Origin of the sequence: Pseudomonas sp. BR20 (assembly GCF_050780135.1) — a bacterium.
Classification (GTDB): domain Bacteria; phylum Pseudomonadota; class Gammaproteobacteria; order Pseudomonadales; family Pseudomonadaceae; genus Aquipseudomonas.
In genome coordinates this window covers 4,329,087-4,342,624 of record NZ_CP172012.1, presented here as the reverse complement: position 1 = coordinate 4,342,624, position 13,538 = coordinate 4,329,087, and the positions used below count along the sequence as shown (strand labels likewise).

At 62.6% G+C, this 13,538-nt stretch carries 13 protein-coding genes; 7 read left to right on the top strand and 6 right to left on the bottom strand.

Annotation, left to right across the window (positions count from 1 at the left end; genetic code table 11):
• The first annotated feature begins 46 nt into the window (after positions 1 to 46).
• From pqqA to ACHPFG_RS19750, 4 genes are all read left to right on the top strand, one after another.
• A complete protein-coding gene (gene pqqA, locus ACHPFG_RS19765; RefSeq protein ID WP_010209364.1) occupies positions 47 to 118 on the top strand; it encodes a pyrroloquinoline quinone precursor peptide PqqA in 72 nt (23 codons plus the stop codon).
• Between the two features lie 127 nt (positions 119 to 245).
• Entirely contained in the window at positions 246 to 1,409 is a 1,164-nt protein-coding gene (gene ercA, locus ACHPFG_RS19760; protein WP_090405974.1) for an alcohol dehydrogenase-like regulatory protein ErcA, read from the top strand.
• Complete coding sequence (locus ACHPFG_RS19755) at positions 1,393 to 2,763, top strand: ATP-binding response regulator (protein ID WP_431700222.1); 1,371 nt, start codon at positions 1,393 to 1,395, stop codon at positions 2,761 to 2,763. Before ercA ends, ACHPFG_RS19755 begins: the two co-directional genes overlap by 17 nt.
• An 80-nt stretch (positions 2,764 to 2,843) precedes the next feature.
• Entirely contained in the window at positions 2,844 to 4,322 is a 1,479-nt protein-coding gene (locus ACHPFG_RS19750; protein WP_339451716.1) for a DASS family sodium-coupled anion symporter, read from the top strand.
• Positions 4,323 to 4,517: 195 nt separating this feature from the next.
• Here ACHPFG_RS19750 and ACHPFG_RS19745 read toward each other — a convergent pair whose 3' ends face one another.
• The 3 genes from ACHPFG_RS19745 to ACHPFG_RS19735 are packed head-to-tail and all read right to left on the bottom strand — an operon-like array spanning position 4,518 to position 7,180.
• Positions 4,518 to 5,330, bottom strand: coding sequence for an oxidoreductase (locus ACHPFG_RS19745; RefSeq protein ID WP_131698160.1), 813 nt, complete (start codon positions 5,328 to 5,330; stop codon positions 4,518 to 4,520).
• Between the two features lie 34 nt (positions 5,331 to 5,364).
• Positions 5,365 to 6,363 carry an NADP-dependent oxidoreductase gene (locus ACHPFG_RS19740; protein WP_431700221.1) on the bottom strand — a complete coding sequence of 333 codons (999 nt, stop codon included), beginning with the start codon at positions 6,361 to 6,363 and terminating at the stop codon, positions 5,365 to 5,367.
• Between the two features lie 28 nt (positions 6,364 to 6,391).
• Positions 6,392 to 7,180: an SDR family NAD(P)-dependent oxidoreductase gene (locus ACHPFG_RS19735; protein WP_431700220.1), complete on the bottom strand. Its 789-nt coding sequence runs from the start codon at positions 7,178 to 7,180 to the stop codon at positions 6,392 to 6,394.
• A 176-nt stretch (positions 7,181 to 7,356) separates the two neighbouring features.
• Here ACHPFG_RS19735 and ACHPFG_RS19730 point away from each other — a divergent pair, with 176 nt between their 5' ends.
• The 3 genes from ACHPFG_RS19730 (at position 7,357) to ACHPFG_RS19720 (ending at position 10,847) form a co-directional block, all read left to right on the top strand.
• Positions 7,357 to 7,944, top strand: a complete 588-nt coding sequence (locus ACHPFG_RS19730) for a TetR/AcrR family transcriptional regulator (RefSeq protein ID WP_431700219.1) — start codon at positions 7,357 to 7,359, stop codon at positions 7,942 to 7,944.
• A gap of 117 nt (positions 7,945 to 8,061) precedes the next feature.
• On the top strand, positions 8,062 to 9,705 hold the full coding sequence (locus tag ACHPFG_RS19725) for an MFS transporter (protein ID WP_131698156.1): 1,644 nt from the start codon (positions 8,062 to 8,064) through the stop codon (positions 9,703 to 9,705).
• The gene (locus ACHPFG_RS19720) at positions 9,702 to 10,847 is read left to right on the top strand and encodes an HlyD family secretion protein (RefSeq protein ID WP_431700218.1); all 1,146 of its coding nucleotides are present in this window, start codon (positions 9,702 to 9,704) and stop codon (positions 10,845 to 10,847) included. The genes ACHPFG_RS19725 and ACHPFG_RS19720 overlap by 4 nt, the downstream gene beginning before the upstream one ends.
• Before the next feature lie 12 nt (positions 10,848 to 10,859).
• On the opposite strand, the gene ACHPFG_RS19715 is transcribed toward ACHPFG_RS19720, so the two are convergent.
• From ACHPFG_RS19715 to ACHPFG_RS19705, 3 genes are read right to left on the bottom strand one after another with little or no spacing between them, the layout of a single operon-like run.
• Entirely contained in the window at positions 10,860 to 11,717 is an 858-nt protein-coding gene (locus ACHPFG_RS19715; RefSeq protein WP_431700217.1) for an aldose 1-epimerase, read from the bottom strand.
• A complete protein-coding gene (locus ACHPFG_RS19710) occupies positions 11,717 to 12,997 on the bottom strand; it encodes a TRAP transporter large permease (RefSeq protein WP_027606219.1) in 1,281 nt (426 codons plus the stop codon). Before ACHPFG_RS19710 ends, ACHPFG_RS19715 begins: the two co-directional genes overlap by 1 nt.
• 1 nt (position 12,998) lies before the next feature.
• Entirely contained in the window at positions 12,999 to 13,526 is a 528-nt protein-coding gene (locus ACHPFG_RS19705; RefSeq protein ID WP_090402566.1) for a TRAP transporter small permease, read from the bottom strand.
• Positions 13,527 to 13,538: the final 12 nt, after the last annotated feature.

The following is a 13,538-nucleotide window of genomic DNA, read 5'->3' as shown; positions in this document are numbered from 1 at the left end:
TAATGCCTTTACCGGAATCTTCCGGCACAACAAGAGGACTCTCCCTATGTGGACCAAACCCGCCTTCACCGACCTGCGTATCGGCTTCGAAGTGACCATGTACTTCGCCAGCCGCTGATCCATCTCCGGCCAGCCTCGCGCTGGCCGGTGCCGTATTGGGAATGACCCTTTGGTCTGATTGCATTCGCCTGTGAATGGGTTAGTGTGAAGCGCATCTCCCAAAAATAATAAGAACAGGCTTTCCAATGAGCCCCAATCTGAGCCTCCTGCGTAAATTCGTCTCGCCTGAAATCATCTTCGGTGCCGGCTGCCGGCACAACGTCGGTAACTACGCCAAGACCTTTGGTGCGCGCAAGGTGCTGGTGGTCAGCGACCCCGGGGTGATCGCCGCCGGTTGGGTCGCCGATGTGGAAGCCAGCCTGCAGGCCATCGGTATCGACTACTGCCTGTACAGCGCCGTGTCGCCCAACCCGCGCGTGGAAGAAGTGATGCTCGGTGCCGAGGTGTATCGGGAAAACCATTGCGATGTGATCGTGGCCATCGGCGGCGGCAGCCCCATGGACTGCGGCAAGGCCATCGGCATTGTGGTCGCCCATGGGCGCTGTATCCTCGAGTTCGAAGGCGTGGACACCATCCGTGTGCCGAGCCCGCCGTTGATCCTGATCCCCACCACCGCCGGCACGTCGGCGGATGTCTCGCAGTTCGTGATCATTTCCAACCAGCAGGAACGCATGAAGTTCTCCATCGTCAGCAAGGCGGTGGTGCCGGATGTGTCGCTGATCGACCCGGAAACCACGGCGAGCATGGACCCGTTCCTGTCCGCCTGTACCGGCATCGACGCGCTGGTGCATGCCATCGAGGCGTTCGTGTCCACCGGCCACGGCCCGCTCACCGACCCCCATGCGCTGGAAGCCATGCGCCTGATCAACGGCAACCTGGTGCAGATGATCGCCAACCCCGGTGACATTGCCCTGCGCGAGAAGATCATGCTCGGCAGCATGCAGGCGGGATTGGCGTTCTCCAATGCGATCCTCGGCGCGGTGCATGCCATGTCCCACAGCCTCGGCGGGTTTCTCGACCTGCCCCATGGTTTGTGCAACGCGGTGCTGGTGGAGCACGTGGTGGCGTTCAACTACAACTCGGCGCCGGAGCGCTTCAAGGTGATTGCCGAGACCTTTGGCATCGATTGCCGGGGCCTCAGCCATCGGCAGATTCGCGGGCGGCTGGTGGAGCATCTGATTGCCCTGAAGCACGCCATCGGCTTTCACGAAACCCTCGGTTTGCATGGGGTGCGCGTGGCGGATATTCCGTTCCTGTCCCAACATGCGATGCACGACCCGTGCATCCTCACCAACCCGCGCGAGTCCAGCCAGCGTGATGTCGAGGTCGTATATGGCGAAGCGCTCTGACGACCAGCAACAGGCCCTGGCCGGGTTGCTGGGCCTGGGCAATCACTCGGCGCGCAAGAGCCACTACCCGGAACTCACCGCGCGCCTCGACGAGCTGGAGGCCGAGCGCAACCGCTATATCCGTCTCAACGATGAGCTGGAGCAGCGCGTGGCGGCGCGCACCGATGAGCTGCTGGAAGCCAACCGCAACCTGCAACAACAGATCGCCCAGCGCGAGCAGGTCGAGCAGGAACTGCGCGATGCGCGCGACGCCGCCGAAGCTGCCAACCGCAGCAAGGACAAATACCTCGCCGCCGCCAGCCATGACCTGCTGCAACCGCTTAACGCGGCGCGGCTGCTGATCTCGACCCTGCGCGAACGCAACTTGCCCAGCGTCGAGCAGGTGCTGGTGGAACGTACGCACCAGGCCCTGGAAGGCGCCGAGGATTTGCTCACCGACCTGCTGGATATTTCGCGGCTCGACCAGGCGGCGGTCAAGCCGGACGTGGCGCTGTATCGCCTGGATGAGCTGTTTGCGCCGCTGGTCTCGGAGTTCCAGTCGGTGGCGCTGGCGGCCGGGCTGAACCTGCGCGCGCGTACCGGTCATTATGCGATTCGCACCGACCTGCGCCTGGTGACGCGGATCTTGCGTAACTTCCTCAGCAACGCCTGCCGCTACACCGACGAGGGCTGCATCCTGCTCGGCGCGCGCCGCCGTGGCGATCACCTGCGCCTGGAGGTGTGGGACACCGGTCGTGGCATCGCGGCCGACCGGCTCGACGCGATCTTCCTCGAGTTCAACCAGCTCGACGTCGGCCGCGCCTCGGACCGCAAAGGCGTAGGGCTGGGCCTGGCGATTGTCGAGCGCATCGCCGAGATCCTCGGCTACCCGGTGGCGGTCCGTTCGTGGCCGGGGCGTGGCTCGATGTTCAGTATCGAGGTGCCCATCAGCGAAGAGATGCCCCTGGCGATCAGCCAACTGCCGGTGCTGCCGACCACGGGCAACCCGCTGCCGGGGCGGCGTTTGCTGGTAATCGATAACGAGGTGAGCATCCTCGACAGCATGCGCGCGCTGCTGGGGCAGTGGGGCTGTGAGGTGATCACCGCCACCGACCAGGTCGGGGCGTTGCTGGCGCTGCAGGGCAGGGCGCCGGAGTTGATCCTCGCCGACTACCACCTTGACCACGGCGTGGTGGGCTGTGCGGTGGTCAAGCACCTGCGCGAGCATTTCGCGCAAAACATTCCCGCCGTGATCATCACCGCCGACCGCACCGACCAGTGCCGCCGCGTGCTGCGTCGCCTGGACGCGCCGTTGTTGAACAAACCGCTCAAGCCCGGCAAGTTGCGGGCGGTATTGAGCCAGTTATTGACCTAGGGTCTTGATACCCGTCAACACCCGTTGCGGCGCTTTGCCCCATGCTGCGGGCTCTGATTCAGAGCCCGACGGAGCCCGCCATGAACGCCCCCGCAACAACCGCAGCATCCTTCAAGTTGCCCCTGGGCCTGGTGATCGGTGTATTGGTGATGGTCGGCGTGCTGCTGTTGCCGATGCCCGCCGACTTACCGGTGGCTGGGCAGCGCATGCTGGCGATCCTCGCGTTTGCCGTGGTGGTGTGGATCACCGAGGCGGTGTCTTATGAAGCCAGCGCGATCATGATCACCTCGCTCATGGCGTTTTTGCTTGGCACGGCACCGTCGTTGCAAGACCCCACGCACCTGATCGGCTCCAGCCCGGCCATCAGCATGGCGCTCACCGGCTTTTCCAACCCGGCACTGGCCCTGGTGGCGGGCGCGTTGTTCATTGCAGCGGCCATGACCCATACCGGCCTGGACCGGCGCATCGCCCTGGTGACCCTGACCCGCGTCGGCACCAGCACCCGCGGCATTCTGCTTGGGGCGATTGCGGTGACGATCCTGCTCAGTCTGGTTGTCCCCAGCGCCACAGCGCGCAGCGCCTGTGTGGTGCCGATCATGATGGGCGTGGTCGCCGCGTTTGGCGTGGACAAGCGCTCCAACATCGCCGCCGGCCTGATGATCGTGGTGGCCCAGGGTACCAGCATCTGGAACGTCGGCATCCAGACCGCCGCCGCGCAAAACCTGCTGACCGTGGGCTTTATGGACAAGATGCTCGGCCAGCGCGTGTCGTGGATCGACTGGCTGATCGCCGGCGCGCCGTGGGCGGTGATCATGTCGGCGGTGCTGCTGTTCCTGGTGATCAAGCTGCTGCCGCCGGAAACCGACAGCATCCCCGGTGGCAAGGAAGCCGTGGCCCAGTCCCTGGTGGACATCGGCCCGATGACCGGCCCGCAGAAACGCTTGCTGACGGTGTCGGTGTTGTTGCTGTTGGCATGGGCGACGGAAGGGCGCCTGCACCCTTTCGACACGACCTCGACCACCTACGCCGGGCTGGTGTTCCTGCTGCTGCCGGGGATTGGGGTGATGACCTGGAAGGACGTGCAGTCGCGGATTCCATGGGGCACGGTGATTGTGTTTGGCGTGGGCATCAGCCTCGGTACCGCGCTGCTGACCACCCAGGCGGGGCAATGGCTGGGCTCCCAGGTGGTGGCGCACACCGGCCTGGATCAGGTCGGGCCGCTGGGGGTGTTTGCGATCCTGGGGGCGTTTTTGATCGTGATCCACCTGGGCTTTGCCAGCGCCACGGCGCTGACCTCGGCGCTGTTGCCGATATTGATTGCGGTGTTGCAGACCTTGCCGGGGGAGTTCAACCGCTTGGGCATGACCATGCTGCTGGGGTTTGTGATGAGCTACGGGTTTATCCTGCCGATCAATGCCCCGCAGAACATGGTGTGCCTGGGGACCGGGACGTTTACGGCGCGGCAGTTTGCCAAGGTGGGGATTCTGGTGACGTTGATCGGGTATGGGTTGATGTTGGTGTTTGCGGCGACTTACTGGAGCTGGCTCGGTTGGATCTGATTTGAAATGCGCTTCTGGTCGCACAGCAAACTGGAACCCCTGTGGCGAGCGGGCTTGTCCCGCGTTGGGGGGCGAAGCGCCCCCAATGAAGGACGAATGCGGTGTACCCGATATTGCGCAGTGGCTGGTTTTGGGGCTGCTGCGCAGCCCAACGCGGGACAAGCCCGCTCGCCACAAGTCTGCACATCTTGTGATTCAAACCGGCAGGCGAAATTGCTTACGCAAGGCCTTATCGAAGAACCCAGCAGGGGCGAAGCGGCGCAGCAGGCTGATTTGTCGTGCGGCCTTGCCAGCCGTGTAGCGAGGCTGAGGGTGGATGTCGGTCGCGGCTTTGACCACGACTGCCGCGACGACGTCTGGCCGGTCGGCTTTTGGCATCACCTCGGCCAGCAGTGCCTTGAACCCGGCTCGGGGCTGATCGTAGGTCTTCAGCAGCGAGTCTGGCTCAATACCGTTTTGATCGAAGACGGTACGCACGAATGCGGGCTCGATGACCGAGACGCGAATATTGAAGGCACGCACCTCGTGGTCAAGGGATTCGGAATAGCCTTCCAGCGCGTGCTTGACCGCCGAATAATGAGCGGAGTAGGGCGCGGGGATTACCCCTAGAATTGATCCGATATTGATGATGCGCCCCTGGCCACGCTCTCGCATTGCCGGGAGTACCGCATTGGTCATGCGGATGACGCCGAACAGATTGACGTCGAACAGTGCCTGTACCTGTGGGAGCGAGAATTCTTCAGCGCCGCCCAGCAGGCCGATGCCGGCATTATTGACCAGCAGATCGATCCGCCCGGTCTGTGCGAGCACGGTGGAGACGAGCGCACTGACAGAGGCGTCGTCTGTCACGTCGCAGGTGAGCATGGACACCGGCGTTGAGCTGGCCCCCGCTTTCCGACTTGTGCCAAATACCCTATACCCTGCACGCACCAGTGCTTCAGCAGTCGCTTGACCAATACCGGACGACGCACCGGTGACTATCGCAGTTCTTTCGGAAGGTGTTTTCATTTGAGGCTCCGCCGGTTGTTGAGTGTGTGCTGGGTCATATGATCTTGATGACCACCTTCCCCTTGGCTCTGCCCCGTTCGACGTAGCTCAATGCCTCAGCCGTTGCCTCGAAAGGGAAGGTTCGGTCGATCACGGGTGTGATAGCGCCGGACTCGACGAGCACGGTGATTTTCTGCAATTGCGCACCGCTCGCGCGCATGAACACGAACCCATAGTCGACGCCCTGCCTGCGGGCTTTTCTGCGTATGCCGCTGCTTAACAGGCGCATGATCCAACCGAGTCCCCAGGACAGCTTTTGCTCGCGTGCGAACTCGGCGGTTGGTGGCCCTGAGATGGAGATGAGCTGCCCACCCGGCTTGAGAATGCGCAGGGATGTTTCCAGTTCGGCGGGGCCCAGGCTGTTCAATACGACGTCGTAGTCACGCAACACGGTTTCGAAGTTTTGCTGCGTGTAGTCGATGACGACGTCTGCTCCCAGCGCCTTGACCCACTCCACGTTGGGGGTGCTGGTCGTGGTGGCAACGAAAGCCCCCAGGTGTTTTGCAAGCTGGATGGCAATGCTGCCGACACCACCGGAGCCCGCCTGGATAAAGACTTTTTGTCCCTTCTTCAAGCGGGCTGTTTCAACCAGCACCTGCCAGGCGGTCAGTGCAACCAGGGGCAGGGCGGCGGCTTGTTCCATGCTGGTGTTTTTGGGTTTCAGTGCGAGGGCACTTTCCTCAATCGCGATCAGCTCGGCAAAGCCACCGATGCGCGCGTCGGGCGGGCGCGCGTAGACCTCGTCACCGGGCTTGAAGCTGCGCACGCCTGACCCTACGCGAACGACGACGCCGGCCACGTCGTTGCCCATGATCAGCGGGAATGTGTACGGCAGGATCAGTTTGAATTCACCCTTGCTGATCTTCGAATCCAGCAGGTTGACGCTGCTGGCATGCACCTTGACCAGCACGTCGTGGATGCCTGGTTCCGGGTCCGGTACTTCGGCAAGGCGTCCTTGATTCTTGCCGTAACGGTCGATCAGGAAGGCTTTCATCGTTCAGTTCCCATGGTTCGCGTGACTATCACGCCTTGGCTTGATAGCGCTCGGCGACGACCGATTGGCGAATCTCTGAGAGCAAACCTTGGCGGGCGGCCTGCAGGGCATCCCAGCGGGCGGCGTCTTGCAATGGCGGAATGGTCACCGGCTCGCGGCGATCAAAACCGACCAGCGCAGCATCCACCAGCTCGTCCACGCTCATGATTTCGCTCAGGGTATTGATGTCGATGCCCGCGCGATCCCAGATTTCCGTGCGGGTGGCCGCTGGAAGAACGGCTTGCACGTAGACGCCTTTGGGCGAGAGCTCGAGGCTCAGCCCTTGGGATAGAAACAGCACGAACGCCTTGGTTGCACCGTAGACGCTCATCCCGAATTCCGGTGCCAGCCCCACCACCGAGCCAATGTTGATAATCGCGCCATTACCGGCGTGTACCAGGCGTGGAGCGATGGCGCTGGCGAGTCGCACCAGGGCGGTGGTGTTGAGCGCGACCAGGTTGGTAACGCTGTCGATGGATTGCTCGATGAAGCTGCCGGACAGGGCGGCGCCCGCATTGTTCACCAGGATGCCGATACTGGCGTCATCACGCAGGCGTGCTTCGACGGTGGCCAGGTCACGGGTTTGAGTCAGGTCGGCCTGGATCACGTCAATGGAAACCGCGTGTTTCTCACGCAGCCGCGAGGCCAGTGCGTCCAGCCGACCTTTGTCGCGGGCAACCAGCACCAGGTTGTGCCCACGTTGGGCAAAACGCTCGGCGTAGGTCGCGCCAATGCCCGTTGAGGCGCCGGTAATCAGTACGGTTTCTGGGGTGCTCATAAGTAGATGCTCTTGATTGTTCAGGATGATCAGAGACGGCAATCTGCGCCGCACGCCGCAGAGACATGTGCGGGTGGTTTTATGATGTCGATCATAATCAAAGGTGTCAATAGTTTTGATTATGAACGACATCAGAGTATGATCAGGCCATTGTTCAGGAGTCGCAGGGGCGCGAAATGAAGATCACCAAGACGCAATCACTCGCCAACCGAGCTCATATTGTGGAGACGGCGTCAGAGCTGTTTCGTGAACGTGGCTATGACGGTGTGGGTGTGGCAGAGCTTATGGCTACCGCGGGTTTTACCCAGGGAGGCTTCTACAAACACTTTGGCTCCAAGGCCGATCTGATGGCCGAAGCGGCCGAAAACAGCCTGGCCAAATCCCTGTCGAGTACCTGCGATCTCGACGTGCCGGAATTTGTAAACCTGTACGTGTCCAGGGACCACCGAGACGGCAGGGGAGCGGGGTGCACCCTGGCAGCCCTGTGTGGTGACGCCGCCCGTCAGTCCGATGATCTGAAGGCGACCTTTGCCAGTGGCGTTGAAAACACGCTTGCAGCACTCGAGGACAAGTACACGGCGGGTGTGGATGTCACCAGGCAAGAGGTCCGCGCGAAAATGATCGACCTGCTGGCCCATGCAATCGGTGCGGTCATGCTGTCACGGGCGTGTCCGGATGACTCGGCCCTGGCGGATGAAATATTGGAAACGTGCCGCGCTGAGATAATGGCATCCCTGCCATCGAGTAAAGAAAGCAGCGCATGAGTGGCAAGATGGGCGCTAACCGATGCGCCCAAGATGGCAAGATGAACTCTGCTCAGGTTTACTGTCTCTGAGTAGTGGTTTTACCGACGTCACCCGTCGGGTCATCTAGGTCATCGAATGGATAAATACACCCCCCACACCTGGGAACCCCACGAGCGCCCGAGCCTGCCGGGCTCTCCGTCGACGCCGTGGCACCCCACCCACAAGCGCTGGCTGTATGCGCTGGTGGGCGTGCTGGTGGCAATCACCGGTGGCCTGGGCAACGCGCTGGTCATCGCCAACCTGCAATACCTGCAAGGCGCGCTCGGGGCGACCACCGCGGAAATGGCCTGGCTGCCCGCCGCCTATGTGATGACCAACGTGTGCATGAACCTGCTGCTGGTGAAGTTTCGCCAGCAATTCGGCCTGCGGGCGTTTACCGAGGTGTTTCTGGTGCTGTATGCGCTGGTGACCTTCGGCCACTTGTTCGTCAACGACCTCAACTCGGCCATCGCGGTGCGGGCGGCCCATGGCATGGTCGGCGCGGCGCTGAGTTCGTTGGGCTTGTACTACATGATCCAGGCATTCCCGGCGAAGTGGCGGTTGAAATCCCTGGTGCTGGGGTTGGGCACGGCGCAATTGGCCTTGCCGCTGGCGCGACTGTTCTCCGAAGACCTGCTGCAAATTGCCGAGTGGCGTGGTTTGTACCTGTTCGAACTGGGCATGGCGCTGATCTGCCTGGGCTGTGTGTTCCTGCTCAAGCTGCCCCCCGGCGACCGCTTCAAGACCTTTGAAAAACTTGATTTCCTCACCTTCGCCATCCTCGCCAGCGGCGTGGCCCTGCTGTGCGCGGTGCTGTCCCTGGGGCGTATCGACTGGTGGCTGGAGGCCCCTTGGATCGGCGTGGCCTCGGCCTGTTCCCTGGTGCTGATCATGGCCGGCCTGGCCATCGAACATAACCGCGCCAACCCGCTGCTGATGACGCGCTGGCTGGGCAGCGGCACCATGATTCGCCTGGCGCTGGCGGTGATCCTGATTCGCATGGTGCTGTCGGAGCAGTCCACCGGCGCTGTCGGGTTCATGCAGATGTTGAACATGAGCTACCAGCAGATGCACACGCTGTACGTGGTGATGCTGGCGGGGGCGATTGCCGGGTTGGTGGTCAGTGCGCTGACGATCAACCCGGCGCACCTGCTGATGCCGCTGGTGATTTCCCTGGCGCTGATGGCCACCGGCTCGGTGATGGACAGTTTCTCCAGCAACCTCACGCGTCCGCAGAACCTGTACATCAGCCAGTTCCTGCTAGGCTTCGGCGGTACGTTCTTTCTGGGGCCGACCATGGTGCTGGGGACCAAAAACGTGCTGGCCAACCCGCGTAACCTGGTGAGCTTTTCGGTAATGTTCGGGATTTGCCAGAACCTCGGCGGCCTGATCGGCGCGGCCTTGCTCGGCACCTTCCAGATCGTGCGCGAGAAGTATCACTCCAGCATGATCGTCGAGCACCTGACCCTGCTCGACCCGCGTGTGGCCGCGCGGGTGCAGAGCGGCGGGTCGGCCTATGGCGGCATCGTCGCCGACCCGGAACTGCGCAACCTCATGGGCATCCGCAGCCTGGCCACGGCGGCGACCCGTGAGGCCAATGTCATGGCCTACAACGATGTGTTCATGCTGATCGCGATTATCGCGATCCTGACCATGATCTGGATCTTTATCCGCAGTCTGTGGCTGATGAGCACCACTAAAGCAGCCACTCCCGTTCAACCCAGCGGCGCTACTTCATGACCGAACCGACCACCACGACCACCAACGCCATCGCCGCCACCCCGGAAGGCACCACGCCGCCCGGCGCCACGGTCACCGAACCGCGCTCATTGCGCGTGCGCATCCTCTCGTCACTGGGCTTCGCCGCGATTGCCCTCGTCGGGGTGCTGATCGTGCTGTATGCCTGGCAACTGCCGCCGTTCAGCAGCGCGGTGGAAACCACCGAGAACGCCCTGGTGCGTGGCCAGGTAACCATCATCGGCCCGCAGCTCAGCGGCTATGTGTTCGAGGTGCCGGTGCAGGACTTCCAGTACGTCAAGGCCGGCGAACTGCTGGTGCGCCTGGATGACCGCATCTACAAGCAGCGCCTCGACCAGGCGCTGGCGCAACTGGCGGTGCAGAAGGCCTCGCTGGCCAATGTGGTGCAGCAACGCAACAGTGCCGAAGCCACCATCAAGCTGCGCCAGGCCGCACTGGTGGACAGCCAGGCCCAGGCGCGCAAAAGCACCGCCGACCTGCGCCGCAATGAAGAGCTGATCAGCGACGGTTCGGTGTCCAAGCGCGAGCTGGACGTGACCCGCGCCGCCAATGCGCAGACCATCGCGGCGGTGGCCCAGGCCCAGGCCAGCCTGGAAATTGCGCGGCAGGATTTGCAGACGGTGATCGTCAATCGTGGCTCCCTGGAAGCGGCGGTCGCGAGTGCCGAGGCGGCAGTGGAGTTGGCGCGTATCGACCTGTCCAACACCCGCATCACCGCGCCGCGTGACGGGCAGCTGGGGCAGATTGGCGTGCGTCTGGGAGCCTACGTCAACTCCGGCGCGCAGTTGATGGCGCTGGTGCCGAAGCAGCTGTGGGTGATCGCCAACATGAAGGAAACCCAGATGGACAATGTGCAGGTCGGCCAGCCGGTGACCTTCACCGTGGATGCGCTGAACCACCGCAGGTTTCACGGCACGGTGCAGCATATTTCCCCGGCCACGGGGTCGGAATTCAGCCTGTTGCAGGCGGACAACGCGACGGGCAACTTTGTGAAGATTGCCCAGCGCGTGCCGGTAAGGATTACGGTAGACCCGGATCAGGCTGAGAGTGAACGGTTGCGGCCGGGGTTGTCGGTTGTCGTGAGTATCGATACGGCTGGGCGCCTGAAAAACTCCCCACCTTGAGCAAGCTCGCTCCTACAGGGGGGTGTATTTCAGGTTGAAATTGAGTTGGACCGACTGATTGTGTTCCAGCAGTTTCAGGCCCGGCCGTCCCGCCAGGTGATGAGCATTCACCGGATGACTCACCGGCTCGATGCAAAAGAACCCCAGCCCCGGCGGGCAGTACAGCAGGAAGTAATCGGCCCCGCTGGCCTGGCATTCCAGCGCATAGCCCAGGTCCGGCTGTTCGATCCGACAATGCCCGTCCCACTGGCAAAACCCGTTGTCCACCAGGCCTTCGGGCAGGGTATTCAATACCTGGAAATCCCACTCGCCCGGCACTGGCGTCAACCCGGTCGGCAGCTTGGACGCGTCACTCATCCACACCTGCGCGGCCTTGGCCTGCAACCGGGTACCCGGCCGGCGCGGAAAGTACGGATGCAAGCCCACGCCATGCCACGCCGCTGTTTCGGCCAGGTGCGTCACCCGCAGCTCGATACTCAACGCCCCGTCGATCAAGCGAATCCGCTGCTCGGCGCGATAGGCAAACGGCGTGTCACAGCGTACTTCCAGCACTGCTTCATCCGCCGACTGGCTGACCACCTGCCACGCCTGTTGCCAGGCCGAACCGTGAATCGGCAAAGGATCGGTCAGGCTGTTGGGCGTGAGCGCGAGCCAGCCGTCGGGGTTGTCGAAACCGCCGTGGGCAATGCGGTTGGACCAGGGCACCAATGGATAGCACCCCAGCTTGCCCGGCAAACCGGTATGGATCGCCTGCTCATCGTTATGGCGCAGCAACGGCTGGCCGGTGGCGCGCACGGTCCAGTTGACGATGCTGCCGCCCACGGCCGGATTCAAGGTGAGGTGGGTCAGGTTGTCTTCAAGTTCAATCATCACAACACCACGCTTGGCAGCCATAGCGACAGCGCCGGAATGTACGTCACCGCCATCAGCACCAGGAACAGCACCGCGTAGAACGGCAGCAGCGCCTTCACGGTCTTCTCGATACTCACCTTGCCCACCGCCGCACCCACGAACAGCACCGCACCCACCGGCGGCGTAATCAAGCCAATGCCGAGGTTGACCAGCATGATCATGCCGAAGTGCACCGGGTCGACGCCGATACCCAGCACCACCGGCAGCAGGATCGGCGTGAGGATCAGGATCAGCGGCGCCATGTCCATCACCGTGCCGAGCAACAGCAGCATGGCGTTGATGCACATCAGGATCACGTAGCGGTTGTCCGACAGGGTCAGGAACAGTGTGGTGATCTTCGCCGGGATCTGCATCAAGGTCATGATGTAGCCGAAGCTGGCGGCGAAGGCGATCAGGATCATCACGATGGAAATGGTGCGTACCGTGCGGTGCATCAGCTTGGGCAGCTCGCTCCATTTGTAGTCGCGGTAGATGAACATGGTCACGAAGAACGCCCACAGCACCGCAATCGCAGCGGACTCGGTAGCGGTGAAAATGCCCGACAGGATGCCGCCGAGGATGATCACCATGGCCATCAGGCCCCACAGCGCGTCGGCGCAGATTTTCAGCGCCTGCTTGAGCGGGATCACTTCGCCCTTGGGGTAGTTGCGTTTTTTCGCGAAGATCAGGCACAGCACCATCAGGCACGCGCTCATCAACAACCCAGGCACCACGCCGGCCATGAACAGCGAGGCGATGGACACCGTGCCGCCCGCCGCCAGGGAGTAGAGCACCGAGTTATGGCTGGGCGGGGTCAACAGCGCCTGCACCGAACCACTGACGGTAACTGCGGTGGCAAATTCCCGTGGGTAGCCACGGCGCTCCATTTCCGGGATCAGCACCGAGCCGACCGAGGCGGTGTCGGCCACCGACGAGCCGGAGATGGCGCCGAAAAACGTCGAGGCCATGATGTTCACCAGCGACAGGCCGCCGCGCACAAAGCCCACCAGCACCCCGGCAAACGCCACCAGCCGGCGCGACATGCCGCCCTCGGCCATGATCGCCCCCGCCAGCACGAAGAACGGAATCGCCATCAGCGAAAACTTGTTCACCCCGCCTGCGACCTGAATCATCAGGGCCTGGAACGGAATATCGATCCACCACGCGCCGATCAGCGCCGACAAACCCAGGGCGTAGGCCACCGGCATGCCGATCAGGATCAGGGCGATAAAGCTGCCCAGCAGAATCAATGCGTCCATATCAGGCAGCCCCTTCGCTTTCTTCCACCAGGTCGAAGCGCACCACGCGCCGGTTGCTCTGGTCACCGAGCAGGAGTTTTTCCACCACGAAGATCAGGGTCAGCAGCCCGCCAATAGGAATCGGCATATAGGTGATGCCCACGCGCAGGGTCGGGATGGCGCTCATGAACTGGTTCCAGGTCGACAGGCACAGCTTGGTGCCCCAGATGGCCATGAACAGGCAGATGGTGCCCATCAGCAGTTGCGAAAGGATGCCGACGATGCGGCGCTGGGCGGGCGGCAGGCGGTCCGTGACCATGGCCACCGACATATGTGCACCGGCGCGGTAGCTGGCGGCGGCGCCGATAAAGGTGAACACCAGCATCAGCAGGATGGCGGTGGGTTCCGGCCAGCTGGAGCCGGTGCCGAGGATGTAGCGGGCGAAGATGCCCCAGGGGATGATCAGTGCGACGCCGAGAACCGAGAGGCCGGCGACCCAGATGCAGGTCATGTAGATGCGGTCGTTGATGCGCAGCAGTAGATTCTTCATGGCGTTCACCGT

Coding starts and splice junctions, on each gene's coding strand:
- ACHPFG_RS19725 (WP_131698156.1), top strand. CDS start 8,062: ATGGATAAATACACCCCCCACACCTGGGAACCCCACGAGCGCCCGAGC.
- ACHPFG_RS19710 (WP_027606219.1), bottom strand. CDS start 12,997: ATGGACGCATTGATTCTGCTGGGCAGCTTTATCGCCCTGATCCTGATC.
- ACHPFG_RS19730 (WP_431700219.1), top strand. CDS start 7,357: ATGAAGATCACCAAGACGCAATCACTCGCCAACCGAGCTCATATTGTG.
- ACHPFG_RS19715 (WP_431700217.1), bottom strand. CDS start 11,717: ATGATTGAACTTGAAGACAACCTGACCCACCTCACCTTGAATCCGGCC.
- ACHPFG_RS19750 (WP_339451716.1), top strand. CDS start 2,844: ATGAACGCCCCCGCAACAACCGCAGCATCCTTCAAGTTGCCCCTGGGC.
- ACHPFG_RS19740 (WP_431700221.1), bottom strand. CDS start 6,363: ATGAAAGCCTTCCTGATCGACCGTTACGGCAAGAATCAAGGACGCCTT.
- ACHPFG_RS19745 (WP_131698160.1), bottom strand. CDS start 5,330: ATGAAAACACCTTCCGAAAGAACTGCGATAGTCACCGGTGCGTCGTCC.
- ACHPFG_RS19755 (WP_431700222.1), top strand. CDS start 1,393: ATGGCGAAGCGCTCTGACGACCAGCAACAGGCCCTGGCCGGGTTGCTG.
- ACHPFG_RS19720 (WP_431700218.1), top strand. CDS start 9,702: ATGACCGAACCGACCACCACGACCACCAACGCCATCGCCGCCACCCCG.
- ACHPFG_RS19705 (WP_090402566.1), bottom strand. CDS start 13,526: ATGAAGAATCTACTGCTGCGCATCAACGACCGCATCTACATGACCTGC.
- ACHPFG_RS19735 (WP_431700220.1), bottom strand. CDS start 7,180: ATGAGCACCCCAGAAACCGTACTGATTACCGGCGCCTCAACGGGCATT.
- ercA (WP_090405974.1), top strand. CDS start 246: ATGAGCCCCAATCTGAGCCTCCTGCGTAAATTCGTCTCGCCTGAAATC.